The 18756-nt window shown below is 49.8% G+C and carries 15 protein-coding genes; 3 read left to right on the top strand and 12 right to left on the bottom strand.

Going from position 1 to position 18756, the window contains the following annotated elements; translation table 11 throughout:
* Positions 1 to 13 precede the first annotated feature (13 nt).
* From HPS53_RS11775 to rnr, 3 genes are all read right to left on the bottom strand, one after another.
* Positions 14 to 190 (bottom strand): toxin PIN, encoded by a 177-nt coding sequence (locus HPS53_RS11775; RefSeq protein WP_104369633.1) that lies wholly within the window; start codon positions 188 to 190, stop codon positions 14 to 16.
* Between the two features lie 76 nt (positions 191 to 266).
* A complete protein-coding gene (locus HPS53_RS11770; protein ID WP_104369632.1) occupies positions 267 to 2258 on the bottom strand; it encodes an FN3 associated domain-containing protein in 1992 nt (663 codons plus the stop codon).
* A 1198-nt stretch (positions 2259 to 3456) separates the two neighbouring features.
* On the bottom strand, positions 3457 to 5682 hold the full coding sequence (gene rnr, locus HPS53_RS11765) for a ribonuclease R (protein WP_104369705.1): 2226 nt from the start codon (positions 5680 to 5682) through the stop codon (positions 3457 to 3459).
* Between the two features lie 130 nt (positions 5683 to 5812).
* On the opposite strand from rnr, the gene HPS53_RS11760 reads away from it, so the two are divergent.
* From HPS53_RS11760 to HPS53_RS11750, 3 genes are read left to right on the top strand one after another with little or no spacing between them, the layout of a single operon-like run.
* Complete coding sequence (locus tag HPS53_RS11760) at positions 5813 to 6805, top strand: NAD(P)-dependent oxidoreductase (protein ID WP_104369630.1); 993 nt, start codon at positions 5813 to 5815, stop codon at positions 6803 to 6805.
* A gap of 60 nt (positions 6806 to 6865) precedes the next feature.
* Positions 6866 to 7825 carry a phosphatase PAP2 family protein gene (locus tag HPS53_RS11755; RefSeq protein WP_104369629.1) on the top strand — a complete coding sequence of 320 codons (960 nt, stop codon included), beginning with the start codon at positions 6866 to 6868 and terminating at the stop codon, positions 7823 to 7825.
* 1 nt (position 7826) lies between these two features.
* Positions 7827 to 8492, top strand: coding sequence for an MgtC/SapB family protein (locus tag HPS53_RS11750; RefSeq protein WP_172206386.1), 666 nt, complete (start codon positions 7827 to 7829; stop codon positions 8490 to 8492).
* Positions 8493 to 8727: 235 nt separating this feature from the next.
* Here the strand turns inward: HPS53_RS11750 and HPS53_RS12820 are convergent, their stop codons facing one another.
* The 9 genes from HPS53_RS12820 to HPS53_RS11705 all read right to left on the bottom strand — a co-directional run bounded on the left by HPS53_RS12820 (position 8728) and on the right by HPS53_RS11705 (position 18374).
* Entirely contained in the window at positions 8728 to 9402 is a 675-nt protein-coding gene (locus HPS53_RS12820; protein WP_104369627.1) for a tetratricopeptide repeat protein, read from the bottom strand.
* Position 9403: 1 nt separating this feature from the next.
* Positions 9404 to 10465 (bottom strand): 3-isopropylmalate dehydrogenase, encoded by a 1062-nt coding sequence (leuB, locus tag HPS53_RS11740; RefSeq protein WP_104369704.1) that lies wholly within the window; start codon positions 10463 to 10465, stop codon positions 9404 to 9406.
* Positions 10466 to 10637: 172 nt separating this feature from the next.
* Positions 10638 to 12203, bottom strand: a complete 1566-nt coding sequence (locus HPS53_RS11735; RefSeq protein WP_104369626.1) for an alpha-isopropylmalate synthase regulatory domain-containing protein — start codon at positions 12201 to 12203, stop codon at positions 10638 to 10640.
* Positions 12182 to 12772 carry a 3-isopropylmalate dehydratase small subunit gene (gene leuD, locus HPS53_RS11730; RefSeq protein WP_104369625.1) on the bottom strand — a complete coding sequence of 197 codons (591 nt, stop codon included), beginning with the start codon at positions 12770 to 12772 and terminating at the stop codon, positions 12182 to 12184. Before leuD ends, HPS53_RS11735 begins: the two co-directional genes overlap by 22 nt.
* Before the next feature lie 9 nt (positions 12773 to 12781).
* The gene (leuC, locus tag HPS53_RS11725; RefSeq protein WP_104369624.1) at positions 12782 to 14176 is read right to left on the bottom strand and encodes a 3-isopropylmalate dehydratase large subunit; all 1395 of its coding nucleotides are present in this window, start codon (positions 14174 to 14176) and stop codon (positions 12782 to 12784) included.
* 52 nt (positions 14177 to 14228) lie between these two features.
* The gene (locus tag HPS53_RS11720; protein WP_172206384.1) at positions 14229 to 15725 is read right to left on the bottom strand and encodes a 2-isopropylmalate synthase; all 1497 of its coding nucleotides are present in this window, start codon (positions 15723 to 15725) and stop codon (positions 14229 to 14231) included.
* Positions 15726 to 16131: 406 nt separating this feature from the next.
* On the bottom strand, positions 16132 to 16764 hold the full coding sequence (locus HPS53_RS11715; protein WP_253942893.1) for a GDSL-type esterase/lipase family protein: 633 nt from the start codon (positions 16762 to 16764) through the stop codon (positions 16132 to 16134).
* A gap of 41 nt (positions 16765 to 16805) precedes the next feature.
* Entirely contained in the window at positions 16806 to 17807 is a 1002-nt protein-coding gene (locus HPS53_RS11710) for a M48 family metallopeptidase (RefSeq protein WP_104369621.1), read from the bottom strand.
* 3 nt (positions 17808 to 17810) lie between these two features.
* Complete coding sequence (locus HPS53_RS11705; RefSeq protein ID WP_172206380.1) at positions 17811 to 18374, bottom strand: LemA family protein; 564 nt, start codon at positions 18372 to 18374, stop codon at positions 17811 to 17813.
* Positions 18375 to 18756: the final 382 nt, after the last annotated feature.

Below are 18756 nucleotides of genomic sequence, written 5' to 3'. Positions count from 1 at the left end.
TTATCCTCTATTCTTATTCCTCATCGTCTGCCCAGAGGTCGAAGCTATGGTCCTTTGACAGAGCCGACGGACCATCCACAGGTGTCGTATTGAAGATATTATCGCCTTCGCGTGGATCGGAAGCCGCAAGCAGACAATTCTCCACGTTCAACACACACACTTCTATCTCGGGTTTGATATATTTTTTCATTTCTTGTTTCCTTTCTTTAAATTGTTTCTTATTTTGATTACGCTTTCTTGTTGTTTCAAAAAGGTTTACCGGCTCATCACTTGAATATAACCTTCTTTCCGTTCATGATGTAGAGACCTTTTGCGGGAGCGGCCACACGCTGTCCGTTGAGATTGTATATCTCGCCTTTCTCTGCCGTTGCGGCTTTCACGTCACTGATACCGCTTGTACCGCCACCGATTCCGAAACTTAGGAAACGGCCTTTGGCACTGTTGGCCGGCACTTCTATATAGCCTTTGCCGGCCGGGATTGACGTGCCGGTCTGTACGGGGTAGAATCCCACGCCGTTGTCACCGTTAGCCACGATATAATAGCTGTTTTCGGTCGTCACGGGCACTTCGGTTTCAGAAGATGCCATAAGACTGGTCGCAGCCGTAAACACTTCCGTAGTAGTGGGAATGTCATACGCTCCGGCGGCCTCCGCCCCTACTACCACAGTCTGTCCGGCCTTCACCTTGTCTGTCTTCACAAGTGTCACGGTTGTCTCGCCAACCTCGCTCACGGTATACGCCGTAACGTCTGTACCGGCAAAGTCGAGATCGGTATTTGCCACACAAGTGGCGAACTTGGCATCGGAGATTGTGACAGTCTGAGAAGGCTCTATCACATCAAGAGCGATAACAAAACAAACCTGCTCGCCTGTATTTGCAAATGTAATTTCACCTGAGACATTATCCAAGGGGAACACGCGCATATCCGGATTTGTCAGATAATCTTTCTTGTCACTATTGGCTCCCATCGGCACTTCATTGACTATTGATGTCAAATCCTCACCGTTCACTTCTCTCCATCCTGTGGTTCTTGTTCCGCTTGCGGCGTTGATGAAACTGTAAAGGGTCAGCTTTGTTGCCTTTATCCCTTCGGGAAGTCTCAAAATGGTCTGTGCTCCGTTTGAACCCTTAATAGCGGTGCGAGTTTCATTATTGGCCATAGTAACCTTAGCGTTAGAACTGCTCCAAGTCTTGCCGGATACATTCAATATCAGCGAATATCCCTCTGCCGGATCACCAGCACGACCTTTTAATGTGTGAAATCCGTCAATATTCGCAGGAGAGTCAAAAGAGCCGAATCCCATGTAGATAGTCTTAGACTTCACACCTGCCGGAACCGCTGCCACTGCCTTGCTCGCGATTTCAGACGTAGTACAGCCCTCTCTCGAGGCACGAGCGTACACGGTCTTATCCTCCATCAGAGTAAAGGCACGTCCATAAGCGGTATATGTTGTTCCATCAGTACTGTATTCTATAGAAGCATTCTTGCTGGCACACATGATAGCCACAGTCCCATTATAAACCGAAATGACCGGAGCGGCTATTGTTATACCGGTACGAATGACTTGTTTCTCGGCAATAGAAGAACTCATTGTCGTTGTACCATTACCGACAGCGATAGCCTTAACTAACGTTCCGTCATCAACCGTGAAAGATGTCTCGTACTTTGTTCCGTTATCGGCAGACGGTGTCGTACCGTCTGTTGTATAATAAATACCATTTGCATCTGATATATCCGCAATCGTCACTACACCGGTAGACGCATCATAGGAAATTTCAGGAGTTGCCAACTGTATCATTGCCTCGCCCGTATATTCCACTTTAACATAGTACAGTCCATTTTCTCCGCTGCCACGGGTTATTTTATGCTCGCCAGCCGGCAAATTCTCTATTGTGTGGACTACTACTTTGTTTACATCGTCTCTCACCCCCTCTACAAGCTCTGTTCCATCGAGCTTGTTTGTCTGCACAACACCGTTACTTTCCCAAGCAGACTGGACTATCGTCAAAGTAGCGGTGGAATTGGACGTGAAATATATTTCTGTGGCTCCTTCCATTTTAAGTCCGCTCTTAAAACTTATGCCGCCATAATTTCCACCGGAAAACTTGGTATTAAAATTATGTTTTGCCGAATGGGTAAAATATCCGTCTGTCGATTGGACATCTTTACCATTATATGAAATGGTAAAAACATCACCTGCCCATGAAACTCCTATAGAGCATATCACAAGCGTCAATAAAGTAAATAGTTTTTTCATTTTGTTTTTAGTTAATATAATAAATACACTTCGATACTTTTATCATTAGGTCAGGACAAAGGTAGTTAAAATTTGACAAAAAAAAGAAAACAAATGTGAAAACATTTTACACCCACAGCCTTTTAACATATTTTCAAACATCTACCGTTTAGTCACATATTTATATATAACAGGCAAACTTACACATAAATAATAGCCAAGAAATAAAAAATGAAAGACAGAACAAAAGCATGGTAGAGAAACAGCAGTCAAAGGAAATCACGACATATACCGATAAAGAAAACCAAGCATACAGTATGTAAATAAAACATCATAAGATATATAACAAACATCCATACAGAATATTCAATATACGATGTGAATATTTATGCAAAAACAGATTGTAAGACAAACGGTTACCCATTGTTTTTTGACAGAAAAAGTAATTAAAACCGACAACCGTCCAGTAATAAAACGCAAAAATACTGTTTCGCCACAACGGGATACCCGCCATGCTGCATCGGGATACCCGTTGCTCTGCATTTAGATGCCCGTTAGAGTGCGTTTAGCATCTAAATGGAAGCCAACGAGCGTCTAAATGCAGATCAAAAAAAGGCCGAATTGCAACAAAAAAGGCCCCCGACACCAAGCGTCGGAAGCCTTAAACACCGATTACCGTCATGCCGGAATATCACACCCGAAAGATATACATACGATACGGAATACCCGAAAAACGCTATATATAAGTGTTATAAACGGCGCATTTCATGTCAAAAGCACTCTTTACAGGCAGCCCGGCTTTATCCGAATTATCAAAAATCACAGACCAGCCTGTATACACATTACCTCCACCGCTCTGCATAAATATGCACTTTCGGCCTGCGCCAAAATTGAGACACGACTGTATTCTGTAAATATTTCTCGTTATTTTCATGTTCTTTTTTTCATTTTCGACACACAAATATAGTCAAAAACACACCGAAAAACAAGGAATAACACTATATAGAATGCGATAGTATTTCTCGGATATGAAGTGTTTTTCTTAACTTAGTATCAACGGTTTCGCCCGGAAAAACATATCCATTGCCTTGCGACGAAGGCTCAACCCACCGAACACCAAGGAATGACAGAATGTTTTTTTCGATTGTTGGGGATGGCGATTGAACACACAAACCGGCCTCAGGATTTTCCTGAGGCCGGCCGGTTTTATGTGAATTAATCATCTCTCTATTGTGAAGTCAAGCTGTTTCTTGTCGAGATTTGCCCGCGCCACTTTTATGCGCACGGCGTCGCCAAGCTGGTATTTATTATGACGCCTACGCCCCACAAGACAATAGTTTTTCTCGTCGAAGTCATAATAATCGTCATCGAGATCACGCATCGGCACCATACCCTCGCAGTGGTTCTCGTCTATCTCGCAGTATATGCCGTAGCTCTGTATGCCGCTGATATGGGCGTCGAACACCTCGCCAACATGCCCGGCCATGAACTCCACCATCTTGTACTTGATGGAATCGCGCTCGGCGTTCTGCGCCACAAGCTCCATGTCGGAACAATGCTCGCACAGCTCCTCATACTTGTCCTTGCCGGCAGAGCGCCCTCCCTGCTGATACTTCGTGAGCAGACGGTGCACCATTGTGTCCGGATAGCGGCGGATCGGAGAGGTGAAATGCGTGTAATAGTCGAACGCCAGTCCGTAGTGCCCTATGTTGTGAATGCTGTATTTGGCCTTCATCATAGCCCTTAGCGCCACTGTTTCTATGAGCTTCTGCTCGTTCTTGCCGGCACACTCGTCGAGCAAGGTATTGAGGCTGCGTGCTATGGCACCCTTGGTGCCTGCCGTCTTCATCTTGTATCCGAACTTGACGACAAAACCGCGCAGCGTTTCGAGTTTGGTCGGGTCGGGCTGGTCGTGCACACGATAGGGCAATGTCTTGGCAGTGCCTCCATTCTTCACCCGTCCGACACTCTCCGCAACCGTGCGGTTGGCGAGGAGCATGAACTCTTCTATCAGCTTGTTGGCATCTTTCGACTTCTTGAAGTAGCAACGTGTGGGCCGCCCTTTCTCATCGATATCGAAACGAAGTTCCTCGCGGTCGAACTTCACCGCACCGTTCTTAAACCGAGCCTCACGCAGTTTCTTGGCCAGCCGGTCAAGCTGTATGAGCATCTCCGCATTCTCGCCAGTATATCCGTCTTTGCCGGCCGGCGGCGCCGGCTCTCCCGTCCCGTCGACGACCCCGTTCTGTTCGAGAATGGCCTGCACCTCCTCGTATGCGTAGCGGCGGTCGCTGCGTATTACGGTATGCGCCAACCGCCAGCGCTTCACTTCGCCACCGTCCGTCATATCGAAAATCACACTGTATGCCAGCTTATCCTCATCGGGACGCAGTGAGCATATATAGTTGCACAGTCTCTCGGGCAACATCGGTATGGTCCGGTCTACGAGATATATGCTCGTGGCACGCTTGACCGCCTCACGGTCTATGACAGATCCTTCAGTGACGTAATGGGACACATCGGCTATGTGGACACCGACTTCCCATAGGGAGGACCCTCTCCTCGATGATTGCGTCCGTGACTCAGGGGATATTCTCCTTATGGACAACGCATCGTCGAAGTCCTTGGCATCGTGCGGGTCGATAGTGCAAGTGAACACACCGCGGAAATCTTCCCGCCCGGCAAGATCCTCATCCGTAATCACGTCTGAAATCTTGTTTGCAGCCTCTTCCACCGCCTTGGGATATTTATACGGCAAGCCATACTGTGCGAGAATGGTGTTCATCTCGACATCGTTGTCGCCATGTTCGCCAAGCACGTCTATCACCTCGCCCACGGCGTTCTTATGCTCGGCATCGGGCCATTGCGTCACCTTCACCACGGCCATGTCATCCGTCTTGCCTCCCTTGAGTTTCTTTTTGGGTATTATCATGTCGTGGGCAAACACGTTGTCGGGCATGACGAGCAGCGCATAGTCACGCTCCACCCGCAGACGGCCGACAAACGAGTCGCGCGCCCGCTCAATGATTGCCGTCACCACAGCTTCCTTGATATGGTTGGCACGCCGCGCAAGGAACGCCACCTGCACCTTGTCGCCGTCGAGAGCCGACATGGAGTTGCGCTCTGCCACGAACACCGGCTGACTGCCATCATCGGGAACAAAACTGTTCTTACCGTTCGCCTTACGGCGGAAACGTCCCTCCTGCACCTGTGTCTTTGTGTTCAGACGGTATGAGTTCTCGCTCACCTTGGTGAGAAAATCATCCCACGCCATCTCTTCCATCAGGTCGATGGCAAGCATCTTGAGCGGATGGGTGTTAAGTTTGAGTTCTTTAAATATGTACTTGAAGCTGAATGTCTTTTCCGGACTGTTCATGAAAAACTCTTGCAGAGCCTCGCACAGTTGTTTTTTAGTCATTCGCTTTCCACCTTTTTTCTTTCCCATGGTCATTATGTTTTTTATTATTCCTTAGTCCTCCGTTCCCTGCAAAGAAACAAAATTAATCCCTATTTCAGGCATTTAGAGTAATAATTTATTTTAAAATAGTATCTTTGCAACCAAATAGCTATATATAATGAACATTCTAATCACAGGCGCAAGCGGTTTTATCGGCAGTTTTGTGGTCGAGGAAGCACTGAGACGCGGCATGAACGTGTGGGCCGCCATGCGAAAGACGAGCAGCAAGAAGTATCTTACCGACAACAGGATAAACTTCATAGAACTTAATCTTGACAGCCCGGCAGAACTTGCCGGACAACTGACCGGACTCGAACTCGACTATGTGGTACATGCGGCAGGAGCCACCAAATGCCTGCGGGCAAGCGATTTCAACCGTGTGAACTACTACGGCACTCGCAATCTGGCACTCGCCATACGACAGACACAGCCGCAGTTGAGAATGTTTGTGTTCATAAGCAGCCTCAGCGTATATGGGCCGGTGAAAGACTCGCGCCCCGACGAGGACATAAAAATCACCGACACACCGGTGCCCGACACGCTCTATGCGCAGAGCAAACTGGAAGCAGAGAAGTTTCTCGACTCGCTGGAAGATTTTCCATGCGTCACGCTAAGGCCGACCGGAGTATACGGCCCGAGAGAGACAGACTATTTCATGATGGCAAAAAGCATAAAGGGACATACAGACTTCTCTGTCGGCTACCGCCCCCAACACCTGACATTCATTTACGTCAAAGACCTTGTGCAGGCAGTATTCAAGGCCATAGCCAAAGGGAAAAACGGCTCCAAATACATTCTCAGCGACGGAAACACATACCAATCGCGAACGTTCAGCGACCTGCTTTGCCGCGAACTGGGCAACCCGTGGGTACTTCGGATAAAGGCTCCGATATGGATACTGCGCATAGTGACATGGATCGGAGAATATGCCGGGAGGCTGAGAGGGAAGGTGACGGCACTGAACAACGACAAGTACAACATAATGAGACAGCGCAACTGGCGCTGCGACATCACTCCGGCAAAAGAAGAACTGGGTTACAAACCGGAGTACGACCTTGACCGTGGAGTGACCGAAGCCGTGAAATGGTATAAGGAAAACGGATGGCTCTGATACCTGACAGCCAACACCCTCACTCACGACACTGCACTTTTCCAACCACAACCAAACAAAATGAACAATCTTTTCAAAATAGAGAAAAAGCCGAAGAAAGGACTTCTCGCGGCTGAATGGGCAGCAATGGCATATCTTGTGATAACACTATTGCTGATGTTCTTCACATACACGAAGCTCACCAACCCCGAATCCATGCTATGGGGACGTGTCAGAATATTTGCCATCACGATTGCGCTATGGGGCGTATACAGGATGATACCGTGCCGAATGACCAGGCTATGCCGCATAATAGTGCAGATGGCACTGCTCTCATGGTGGTATCCCGACACGTATGAGTTCAACCGCATGTTTCCCAATCTCGACCATCTGTTCGCCGCATACGAGCAGTACCTGTTCGGATGCCAGCCCGCACTGCTATTCTCTCAAGTGTTCAGCAACGGTGTGTTCAGCGAGCTGATGTGTCTCGGGTATGCAAGCTACTACCCGCTGATAGCCGTAGTGACAATGTTTTATTTCGTGCGGCGATACAATCAGTTTGCCAGAGCGTCGTTCATAATACTCGGCTCGTTCTTCATCTACTACATCATATACATAATACTGCCGGTAGCCGGTCCGCAATACTACTACAACGCCGTAGGACTCGATCAGATAGCACACGGTGTGTTTCCCGATGTCGGCAGTTTCTTCGCCGCAAACCAGGAGGCACTCGCCACACCGGGATACACCGACGGTATGTTCTATCAGATGGTGGTAGACGCGCACAACGCCGGCGAACGCCCCACGGCGGCATTCCCAAGCAGTCATGTAGGAGTGACGACAATACTCATGATACTGGCATGGGACAGCCGCAATCGCCGGATGTTCTACTGCATCCTGCCGCTGTACATACTGCTGTGCCTGTCTACCGTATATATATACGCGCACTATGCGATAGACGTTTTCGCCGGCTGGGTTTCTGCCGTGGCCATCTACGCCCTGCTTTATTTCGGATATAACAAGTTTGTAGGAAAAGAATAATATGACGTTCGAGTTTTTTTTACGTATCTTCATAGCCGCCATACTTGGCGGACTGATAGGCCTTGAAAGGGAATACAGAGCGAAAGACGCCGGCTTCAGGACCCATTTCCTTGTGGCTTTGGGCAGCGCGCTGTTCATGATTTTGTCGCAATTCGGATTCGACACATCACTGAACCTCGACAGGACGGCATCGCTCGACCCGTCGCGAATAGCGTCGCAAGTGGTGACGGGCATCGGATTTATAGGTGCCGGACTGATTATATTCCAAAGAAACGTGATCCGCGGGCTCACCACAGCTGCCGGACTATGGGTCACATCGGCTATCGGACTGACATGCGGAGCGGGGCTTTATACACTCGCCTTTGCCACTACGGCTCTCGTCCTGCTGTGTCTTGAGGTTCTGAACGTCATCATGCGACGCCTGGGGACGAGGAACATGTCAATCACCCTGCAATCTTCTTCAAAGGAAAACCTTAAAGAAGTGACCGCCCTAATCAAGAAGGAATGTGTGGAACTATATACATACAATATAAAAGAAAAAGGCAGTGGCAATGAGAAGAAGTACTGCATAACGATCGAGCTGAAAGTGAAAAGAGTAGTATATGACAGTTGGATGAACGGCATATTGAACGAACATGCCGACATCGAGATTGTAAGCATGGAGTGACCGAAGAAAAGCAGCCGCGCCTGATTGGCGGCCTGACGAGCATATCCAGGCACAGTCAAGACATAACGGAGCCATTGGGATAACGTGAAATAAATTATATTGCTTGTAAATATAACTTATTTCACGTTGTACTTTCGCTGGATAGCATTTGAACCAATCTTATATTTCGTGGTGATGTCTGTTTCCCCACGTTGTACTTTCACAGAAAAAAGCATTGGGACCTATCCCGAAGGCACTATTTGCAACGCCTGTACCACTCGCGAAGAGCGCCACGTGCCACGCCCTTTCTCACCGCATCGTCGAGAGCACGGCGGGCTTCGGCTTTCTTGCCAAGCCGCAAAAGCACATCGGCACGTGATATGATATAATCGGTATTGCCGGGAGCAAGGCGCAGGGCCGCGTCCCAATCATACAGAGCGGCATCGTAAGCACGGCTCTCCGACTCGAAACCGGCACGGGCGGCGTATACCACGGCGCTGTCGGGATGAAGCTCGACAAGCCTGTTCATCTGGTCCATCGCATCGGCACTGCGCTTCATTTTAACCAGTACATGAGCAAGTCCGAGACGAGCCTCCATATTCACGGGAGCCAATTTAAGAAAAGCCTCATAGTCATTCCTGGCAAGATCGTAATGCCGCAAGTGTGTGTTTGCGTAAGCACGGTAAAACAAGGCGGCAAGATTGTCCGGTTCATGGGAAAGCACCGTGCCGTATTCGTCGACGGCATATTCCCATTGTTGCAGCTCTATGTTTATAGCAGCCTTACGCAAATGCAGGTCCGATGAATACGGATATGAGGCTATTTGCCTGTTAATCACAGACAGTGAGTCCCGCCACCGGCCGGCTGTCTGTCCGCAGACAGACAGCGACAGCGGCAACAACACTGTAATAATAACAAATATTCTACGCACGTCAGGCTTTGGTTATATAGTCTGCAATCCATGCACCGACATCACTCGTGCCATATTCGGCCCCGCCATCAACCTGTATTTCCGGAGTGCGCACATTGGCGTCGAGCGACGCGTCGACGGCACGGCGCACCAACGCGCCCTCCTCTTTAAGGTCGAAGTATTCAAGAAGCATGGCGACGGAAAGTATCTGAGCCAGCGGATTGGCTATATTCCGCCCCTTGGCTTGCGGCCACGAGCCGTGGACAGGCTCGAACACCGGCGTGCTCTCACCGGTAGAGGCCGACGGCAACAGTCCCATTGAACCGGAAATGCAGCTCCCCTCGTCTGTAAGTATATCACCAAAAGTATTCTCTGTGACCATGACATCAAAGAACTTAGGCTCAGCTATCATTCGCATAGATGCGTTATCGACAAACATATAGTCTACATCCACATCAGGATACTGCGGCTCCATCTCCTTGGCTATTTGTCGCCAAAGACGGCTTGAAGCAAGAACATTGGCCTTGTCGACAACAGTAAGGTGGCGATTACGACGCCGGGCATATTCAAAACCCACTTTAAGGATGCGTTCTATCTCGGGACGAGTATAATAGTTGGTGTCGTACGCCTTGTCGTTGTCCTGATATTTCTCACCGAAATACATTCCGCCGGTAAGTTCACGGATGCAAATAAAATCAGCCCCTTCAACCAATTCCGGCTTTAACGGAGACTTATGCACAAGGCACTTGAACGTCTGCACAGGACGGATATTGGCAAAAAGACCGAGTTTCTTTCGCATGGCAAGCAATCCCTGCTCGGGGCGCACCTTGGCCGTGGGGTCATTGTCGAACTTAGTATCGCCGACAGCTGCGAACAACACGGCATCGGCATCACGGCAAACGCGGTATGTATCTTCGGGGAACGGGTCACCGACCTCATCTATCGCATGCGCACCGCATATAGCCTCTTCATACTCTACCTCATGTCCGAACTTACAAGCGATGGCATCCATCACCGCCACGCCTTGCTTCATTATCTCAGGCCCGATTCCGTCTCCGGGCAAAACCGCTATCTTCAATTTCATAATATCGTTGTTTTTTGTATTTATTCCTATCGGATATGTATCCATTCTCACTGTAAGTAATATCCGGCTTTACCGCTATTTTTGATATTGGTTGCTTATAAAATATCGGTTATCCGCATAAACACCACTCATTAATCAGTAAAAGCCCGAATAGATGACATCTGCATTTACATCAATTGCCATCCTCCTCTATCATGTTGAGCATCTTTATTGTCGCCTTGATGGCCGCTTCCGTCTGGTCGGCGTCAAGTCCGCGCGTGCGAAAGATCTTCTCTCCGCTACGCCATGTGATGACCGTCTGCACGAGAGCGTCGGTCCGTCCGCCCGGTGGAATGGTGACGGCATAGTTTGCCAATATAGGGAATGTCCTGTCAAGGGCATCCTTATATATCTTGCGCAAAGCCTTCACGAATGCGTCATACTGTCCGTCGCCGGTCGATTCCCGCTCATACTGCCTGCCGTCTATCTCCACTTTCACGCAGGCGATGGGCTTCAAGCCGTATGCCGATGACACCATGTAGCTCACAAGCTTGACCTTGTCCTCAGGGGTAGTATGCTTCAGCACATCGCTTACAATGAAAGGCAGGTCTTCACGTGTCACAATCTCCTTACGGTCGCCAAGTTCAGTTATCCTCCTCGTCACCTTACGGGTCTGCTCGTCGGTCAGCTCAAGACCGAGTTCCTGCAGGTTCCGCTCGATATTGGCGTTCCCGCTGGTCTTTCCCAAGGCATATTCCCTCTTCCGCCCGAAACGCTCCGGCACAAGATCATTGCAGTAAAGATTGCTCTTGTTGTCACCGTCGGCATGCACTCCGGCCACCTGCGTAAACACATTCTCACCGACAATAGGCTGATTCGGAGCCACCGCAATACCTGAATAGCCTTCAACCAAGCGGCTTATATCATTCAGTTTACCCTCATTGATGCTTGTCTTTGCCTGAAACTGGTCTTTCAATATCACCTGGACACTCGACATCGGGGCGTTTCCGCAGCGCTCGCCAAGCCCGTTGACCGTGACATGCAAGCCCCTTGCACCACTGAGAACGGCAGCGAGCGAGTTGCTCACCGCAAGGTCATAATCATTGTGCGCATGGAAATCGAAGTGCTTTTCGGGATAACGCTTCAGCATCTTCCTGAAAAACTCAATGACCTGCAAAGGATTCATTATGCCGAGAGTATCCGGCAACATGAACCGCTTTATGGCCGTGTCCCGCAGCGCATCCATCATCATATATACATACTCGGGCGACGATTTCATGCCGTTGCTCCAGTCTTCGAGATACAAATTTACACTGATGCCCCGGCTTGAGGCATAATCTATCGAGCGTTTTATCTCGTCGATATGCTCTTCGGGCGTTTTATGGAGCTGATGCGTACAGTGGCGCAGCGACCCTTTGGCAAGCAGGTTGATAACCTTTCCGCCGCAGTCGGCAATCCAGTCGATAGACAGTTTGCCGTCCACAAAGCCCAGGACCTCCACCCGTTCTATCATGCCTATCTGCTTGGCATAGCGGCAAATCATCTTCACAGCCTCCTTTTCGCCCTCTGAAACACGCGCTGACGCCACCTCTATGCGATCCACGTTGATGTCTTTGAGCAGCATACGGGCAATGACAAGTTTCTCATGCGGAAGAAAAGACACGCCGCTGGTCTGCTCACCGTCACGAAGCGTACAGTCCATTATCTCGATAAACGGCTGTATCCCCCGCCGTCTGTTCACTTGTTGCGCTTTTCCCATCCCTCGATTCTATCCTTGTTCTGTATGAGATAGTCGATATCGTCAAGCCCGTTCATCAGGCAATGCTTCTTATATCCGTTTATCTCAAACGTCTCTCTCCTGCCCGTCGATTTGTTGGTGACTGTTTGCAGAGGCAGGTTCACTTCCACTTCCGTTTTCGGATCGGTGCTTATAGAGTCGAAAAGCTCTTCGAGAAACGACTCAGAGACAACCACAGGAAGCACGAAATTGTTCAGTTCGTTGTTCTTATGAATATCTGCGAAGAAACTGCTTATCACCACCCGGAAACCATATCCCGCAATAGCCCATGCCGCATGCTCACGGCTCGAGCCCGAACCGAAATTCTTGCCGGCCACGAGTATACAACCGCCGTAAAGCGGATTGTTCAGCACGAAATCGGCCTTTGGCGACCCGTCTTTGTCATATCGCCAGTCACGGAAGAGGTTTTCTCCAAATCCTTCCTTATCAGTCGCTTTGAGAAATCGTGCCGGTATTATCTGGTCTGTATCCACATTTTCAAGCGGAAGCGGCACGCATGTGCTTGTTATGATGTCAAATTTCTGTTTCATTGCCTGTTCTTACATTAGTGTTCGTGGGTCTGTTATTTCTCCTGTCACCGCCGCTGCCGCCGCCACGAGCGGCGAGGCGAGTATAGTTCTTGCGCCGGGTCCCTGACGTCCCTCGAAGTTACGGTTGCTCGTAGACACGGAATATTTGCCCGCCGGTATCTTATCGTCGTTCATGGCGAGACATGCCGAGCATCCAGGCTGGCGGATTTCAAACCCCGCCGCGGCAAGAACGGCATCAAGCCCCTCCTCCCGTATCTGCTTATCCACAGCCCAAGAACCCGGCACGAGCCATGCCGTGACACCCTCGGCCTTATGTCGTCCACGCACGATAGACGCGAAAGCACGGAAATCTTCGATACGTCCGTTGGTGCATGCTCCGAGGAACACATAGTCAATCTTGTGCCCGACAAGTTTCTCTCCGGGAGCAAATCCCATGTAATCGAGCGATTTCGAGAACGAAGCCTTACCGGCCTCGTCTATCTCATCAAGCGTGGGTATAGCCTCGGTGATGCCCATTCCCATACCGGGATTGGTGCCGTAAGTCACCATCGGCTCTATGTCAGCGGCATTGAAAGTCAGTTCCCTGTCGAACACGGCATCGTCGCCACTCTTCAATGTCTTCCAGTATTCCACCGCCTTGTCCCACTCTTCGCCTGCCGGGGCATACTGACGTCCTTTGATATACTCGAAGGTTGTGGCGTCGGGGGCGATAAATCCGCCACGGGCACCCATCTCGATAGAGAGGTTGCAGAGCGTGAGACGACCTTCCATTGTCATGTCTCTGACCACACTGCCCGCATATTCGATAAAATATCCCGTAGCGCCCGATGTTGTGAGACGTGCCATCAGATAGAGAGCCACATCCTTGGCCGTGACTCCCTTGCCGAGCGTTCCCTCTATATTGATGCGCATCGACTTCGGTTTCTGCTGCAATATGCACTGGGATGCCATAACCATTTCCACCTCGCTCGTACCGATGCCGAACGCCACGGCACCCATAGCGCCATGCGTCGAAGTGTGCGAGTCGCCACAGACAATGGTCATGCCGGGCAGCGACAATCCCTTTTCCGGTCCCACCACATGGATGATACCGTTATCGGGCGACATCATTCCGTAGTGTGTCAGCCCGAACTCTGCCGCATTTGCCGCCAGCGTGTCAACCTGTTTTTTAGATACCGGGTCTTCTATAGGCTTGTCCTGGTCGTGCGTCGGCGTGTTATGGTCGGGCATGCAGTATATCTGCGCCGGGCGAAAACATTTTAGCCCGCGGCGGCGCATGCCTTCAAAAGCCTGAGGCGAAGTCACCTCATGACAGTACAGCCTGTCGATATAAAGTTGCGTGGGGCCGTCTTCCACCATCTGCACCACGTGCTTGTCCCAAATCTTATCAAATAATGTGTTCATCTTATATTATTACTGCTTTATATTACATTTCCACTTACCACTCATCTCCTTACTACTTAAACTTATTGATACAGTCGATATAAGCCTCGACCGAAGCCGTCACTATATCCGTATTTGCCCCGAAACCGTAATATATGCTGCCGTTATATTCCACCTGCATGTGAACCTTGCCCACATCGTCAGAGCCTTTGCTGATGGCCTGGATGGTAAACTCTTTGAGCGACATCTCGCGGCGTATGATTTTCTTCAAAGCCCTGATAGCCGCGTCCACAGGGCCGTTACCGCTCGAAGCCTCCTCAAATTTCTGCCCAGAAATATCGAGACCTATGCTCGCCACACTTTTCACCCCCTTGCCTGTGGTGACTTGAAGGAAGTCGAGTTTCACGGCATGAGCGTCAGCGGTATCGGCGCCCGCAAGCATCAGTATGTCGTCATCGTTCACCTCCTTCTTCTGGTCGGCCAACCGGAGGAACTTCTGGTAAATCTTATCCACCGTCTCCTCATTGTCCACATTCACGCCGAGCACACCGAGACGGTATTTCAACGCGGCGCGCCCCGAACGCGCCGTGAGAACGATCGAGTTGTCGTCAAGTCCCACATCCTTGGGATTCATTATCTCGTATGTCTCCACGTTCTTTAAAACACCGTCCTGATGGATACCGCTGGAATGCGCGAAAGCGTTTCGGCCGACAATGGCTTTGTTGGGCTGCACGGGCATGTTCATCAGGCTCGACACCATGCGGCTTGTCGGATATATCTTGTTTGTGTTGATGTTCGTGTCTATGTCAATATGCTTGTGGCACTTCAATATCATGGCAATCTCTTCGAGCGACGTGTTTCCGGCCCGCTCTCCGATACCGTTGATCGTCACTTCCACCTGCCTTGCGCCGTTGAGCACACCGCTGAGCGTGTTTGCCGTAGCCATGCCAAGATCGTTATGGCAGTGTGTCGAGATTATAGCCCTGTCTATTCCGTCGACATGCTCCATGAGGTATTTTATCTTATCGCCATACTCGGCGGGCAGACAGTAGCCGGTGGTATCGGGAATATTAACAACCGTGGCTCCGGCTTTTATCACAGCCTCCACCACCCTTGCGAGATACTCGTTATCAGTACGGCCGGCATCCTCGGCATAAAACTCCACGTCGTCCACATAGCGGCGGGCGTATTTCACCGCTGCCACGGCACGTTCTATTATCTCCTCGCGGTTGCTGTTGAACTTATAGAGTATATGGGAGTCGCTCGTGCCTATTCCAGTATGTATCCGCTTGTGCTTGGCATACTTCAAAGACTCTGCCGCCACTTCTATGTCGCGCTCCACCGCACGGGTCAGCGCACAGATTGTGGGCCACGTCACGGCTTTCGATATTTCTATCACCGAATTGAAATCACCCGGACTCGATACCGGGAAACCGGCCTCTATCACATCCACTCCCAATTGTTCAAGCTGCCTGGCAACCTGAATTTTCTCTACCGTGTTCAACTGGCATCCCGGCACTTGCTCGCCATCGCGCAGCGTTGTGTCAAAAATAAATAGTCTGTCGCTCATATCTCTTTTTCTTTTTATCACTTAAGAACATCCAGTCCGTTACGCCAGGCTTTCCAACTATCCGACACCGTGAATCCGATACCGTCATGAGAACTAAAAAAAGAACCTTTCCCACATCAGAAGTGAGAAAGGCTCCATATCGTTATTACGGCTCGTCTACATACACACCTTTTCACTTCCGACCGGTTGTTTAAGTCGAATGATAATATTAATAATGTGTAGAAGATTTGACTTAACCATGATGTTTCTTCTTTTTATTTCGTTGCAAAGTTAACGATTTATACTCAAAACAACAAACAAATCGTAATATTTTTACCGATAAAAATATCAAACTCAAAGACAACCGACAGTTTTACAGGCTATCATCCATGCGGCAACATCGCATACATTCATGCCGGCCACATCCTCACATATACTTTCTCAGCTCGAAAGCCCACAACTTATATCCTTGCGGCGACAGATGAAGCCCGTCGGAAGTAAGCTCGCGGCGCAATACATTGGTGCCACGCCTGACAAACTTTGGATACAGGTCCACATAAACTATGCCGAGCTTCGAGCAGTGAATATTGAGCAGGCGGTTTATCTCGGGTATATCGCCTGTGCGTCCCGCCAGACGCTTCCACCGCCCCGTGCTCTCGTTTATCGGCAGGACGCTCTGCACATACAGCTCGGTATCGGGAGCGTCGCGGCGTATACGGTCTATCAACCGGCAGACGAGCGACGCTGTCTGAGCGGCAGTGATACCGTGACTGAGATCATTGATACCCACCATGAGGAATATGCGGCGCGGTTTCCCCGGCAAGATCTGGCACAGGCGATGGGCAATGCCCATGGCATCGTCGCCGGCAATGCCGCGGTTTACAACATTATCGGCACGCAACATCCTGCCCCAATCGCCGCCATACTCGGTAAGACTGTTGCCCAGCATCACCGTGGCGGTGGAGTCTACCGCAGGCAGCGACGCAAACATGTCCACCCGCTCGCCATAGTGGCGGGTAGGACGGTAAGCCACCTTCTGAGCGAAAATATGCGCAGCCATGAGGCATGCGCATGCTGATATTAAAAATCGGATGTCCATCGTCAGAACTGTTCGAGTATCCTTATTCTGCTCTCTGTGCTCGGATGAGTGCTGAAAAGCGAGTTCACCATGCTCATCATGCCCTGCGAGAAGTTTTTCGGGTGGATGATATACATCTGGGCAATGTCGTCGCGACCTACATTACGCAGACCCGGATCGCCTGAAATCTTGCGCAACGCTGAAGCCAGGGCGAGCGGATTGCCGCACAGTTCGGCTCCACCGGCATCGGCCATATACTCACGCTTGCGAGAGATTGCGAAGCGGGTGAGCAGCGTGAAGAAATATGCCACGGCACTGCAAACGAGTCCCACGAGCATGATTACCAGCATCGAGAGGCCGTTGCCCTTCTCACCGTCGCGGTTGCTGCCGCCGCCAAACCACATCACATGGTACATCATGCGTACCGTCATACCCATTATCGCCGAGATTATTCCCACGAAAATGATGCTGATGACCAGCAGGCGTGTGTCACGGTTACGGATGTGCGTAAGCTCATGGGCTATCACCCCCGACAACTCGTCGTCGTCAAGCAGAGACAACAATCCCGTGGTGACGGTCACCGTGTAGCTCTTGCGGTCGATACCGCTCGCAAAAGCGTTGAGCTGCGGGTCGTCAATCACGTTAATCTTCGGCATGTCCATGCCACACGACATGCACAGGTTCTCCACAATATTATATACCCGGGGATTTTCCCTGCGCTCGAGCGTACGAGCACCGGTGGCGCTCTTTATCATGGCCGTGTTAGAGAAATAGGCAATCAGGAACCATACGCCCACACCTATGACAACGTATGGTATGGTGCCCACGAAATGGCTGTTCACCACTTCGGCATCGAACACATTTACCATCCGTCCGTACTCGTCGTAATAGTAAGTGCCGAAATAATTGACCAGAGCGAGAAACACCCAGACCGTGCCGAGCAGAATGGCCGGAAACGACAGCAGCAACAACATGCTCATCATGTTGTTATGCCTTATCTGGGTCTGCATTCCTACATACTTCATGGCTTAAAATTTAATCTCCGGCACCTTGTCGAGGGTGGCGCGGTCGGCCTGGGGAATCTCGAACATCGGCTCACGGTGGAAACCGAACATGCCTGCGAAGATATTGGACGGGAATGTCTGCACGGCATTGTTAAGCTCGCGTGTGGTGGAATTAAAGAAACGACGGGACGCGGCGAGCTTGTTCTCTATATCGGAGATCTCGCCTTGCAACTGGAGGAAGTTCTGGTTGGCTTTCAGGTCGGGATATGCTTCGAGAGACACTCGCAGCCCCGAGAGAGCGTTGCTCAACGCGTTTTCAGCCTTTATCTTGTCGTTGATGCCTGAGGCGCCCATTGCTGCCGTCCGGGCCTCGGTCACCCTTACGAGCAGTTCTTTCTCGTGCGAGGCATAACCTTTCACCGTAGACACAAGCTGTGGAATGAGATCATGACGCTGTTTGAGCTGAACATCGATATTGGCAAAAGCGTTTTCACGGTTGTTTCTCAACTTCACGAGGTTGTTGTAGATTCCGATACACCAGATGGCGATAACCGCCACTACCACTAAAATAATAATTACTGTTGTCATAATAATTCTTTTTCGTTAAATTTGAGCGGGACCTTCCCCACATTTATCATTCTACAAAAATAATGCTAAATACCGAGTTTACGACACTCTTTTAAACATTAATCAGTATTTTATCATATTTTTATAATACCGGGTGGCAAACATGGCAAAACGCCGACTGAAAAAAATATTGCCGGGTTATATCTGCCACAGACGCGGGGGCACCTTAAAGAAGAGTGGAAGAGATCTTCAGTTTGTAATAAAAATATCACACACGACATAATCCGCAAGAAATGCATATTAATGCAAAAAGCAAATTAAAAACCGGAAAAATCCTTTGTTTTTTGACAGTAAAGACATTGTAATAAAACCCAAACGCCAACTTTTCACAACGGGTATCCCG

Source organism: Prevotella sp. PTAC, assembly GCF_013166535.1.
Taxonomy (GTDB): Bacteria; Bacteroidota; Bacteroidia; order Bacteroidales; family Bacteroidaceae; genus Prevotella.
Note: the sequence above shows the minus strand (reverse complement) of the source record. Positions and strands in the feature narration are given on the sequence as shown.

Bases quoted from the DNA above. Each gene is read 5' to 3' on its own strand.
- HPS53_RS11760 (WP_104369630.1), top strand. From the start codon at position 5,813: ATGAACATTCTAATCACAGGCGCAAGCGGTTTTATCGGCAGTTTTGTG.
- rnr (WP_104369705.1), bottom strand. From the start codon at position 5,682: ATGGGAAAGAAAAAAGGTGGAAAGCGAATGACTAAAAAACAACTGTGC.
- HPS53_RS11720 (WP_172206384.1), bottom strand. From the start codon at position 15,725: ATGAGCGACAGACTATTTATTTTTGACACAACGCTGCGCGATGGCGAG.
- HPS53_RS11715 (WP_253942893.1), bottom strand. From the start codon at position 16,764: ATGGCTGCGCATATTTTCGCTCAGAAGGTGGCTTACCGTCCTACCCGC.
- HPS53_RS11755 (WP_104369629.1), top strand. From the start codon at position 6,866: ATGAACAATCTTTTCAAAATAGAGAAAAAGCCGAAGAAAGGACTTCTC.
- HPS53_RS11770 (WP_104369632.1), bottom strand. From the start codon at position 2,258: ATGAAAAAACTATTTACTTTATTGACGCTTGTGATATGCTCTATAGGA.
- leuD (WP_104369625.1), bottom strand. From the start codon at position 12,772: ATGAAACAGAAATTTGACATCATAACAAGCACATGCGTGCCGCTTCCG.
- HPS53_RS11735 (WP_104369626.1), bottom strand. From the start codon at position 12,203: ATGGGAAAAGCGCAACAAGTGAACAGACGGCGGGGGATACAGCCGTTT.
- HPS53_RS11710 (WP_104369621.1), bottom strand. From the start codon at position 17,807: ATGAAGTATGTAGGAATGCAGACCCAGATAAGGCATAACAACATGATG.
- leuC (WP_104369624.1), bottom strand. From the start codon at position 14,176: ATGAACACATTATTTGATAAGATTTGGGACAAGCACGTGGTGCAGATG.
- HPS53_RS11750 (WP_172206386.1), top strand. From the start codon at position 7,827: ATGACGTTCGAGTTTTTTTTACGTATCTTCATAGCCGCCATACTTGGC.
- leuB (WP_104369704.1), bottom strand. From the start codon at position 10,465: ATGAAATTGAAGATAGCGGTTTTGCCCGGAGACGGAATCGGGCCTGAG.
- HPS53_RS11775 (WP_104369633.1), bottom strand. From the start codon at position 190: ATGAAAAAATATATCAAACCCGAGATAGAAGTGTGTGTGTTGAACGTG.
- HPS53_RS11705 (WP_172206380.1), bottom strand. From the start codon at position 18,374: ATGACAACAGTAATTATTATTTTAGTGGTAGTGGCGGTTATCGCCATC.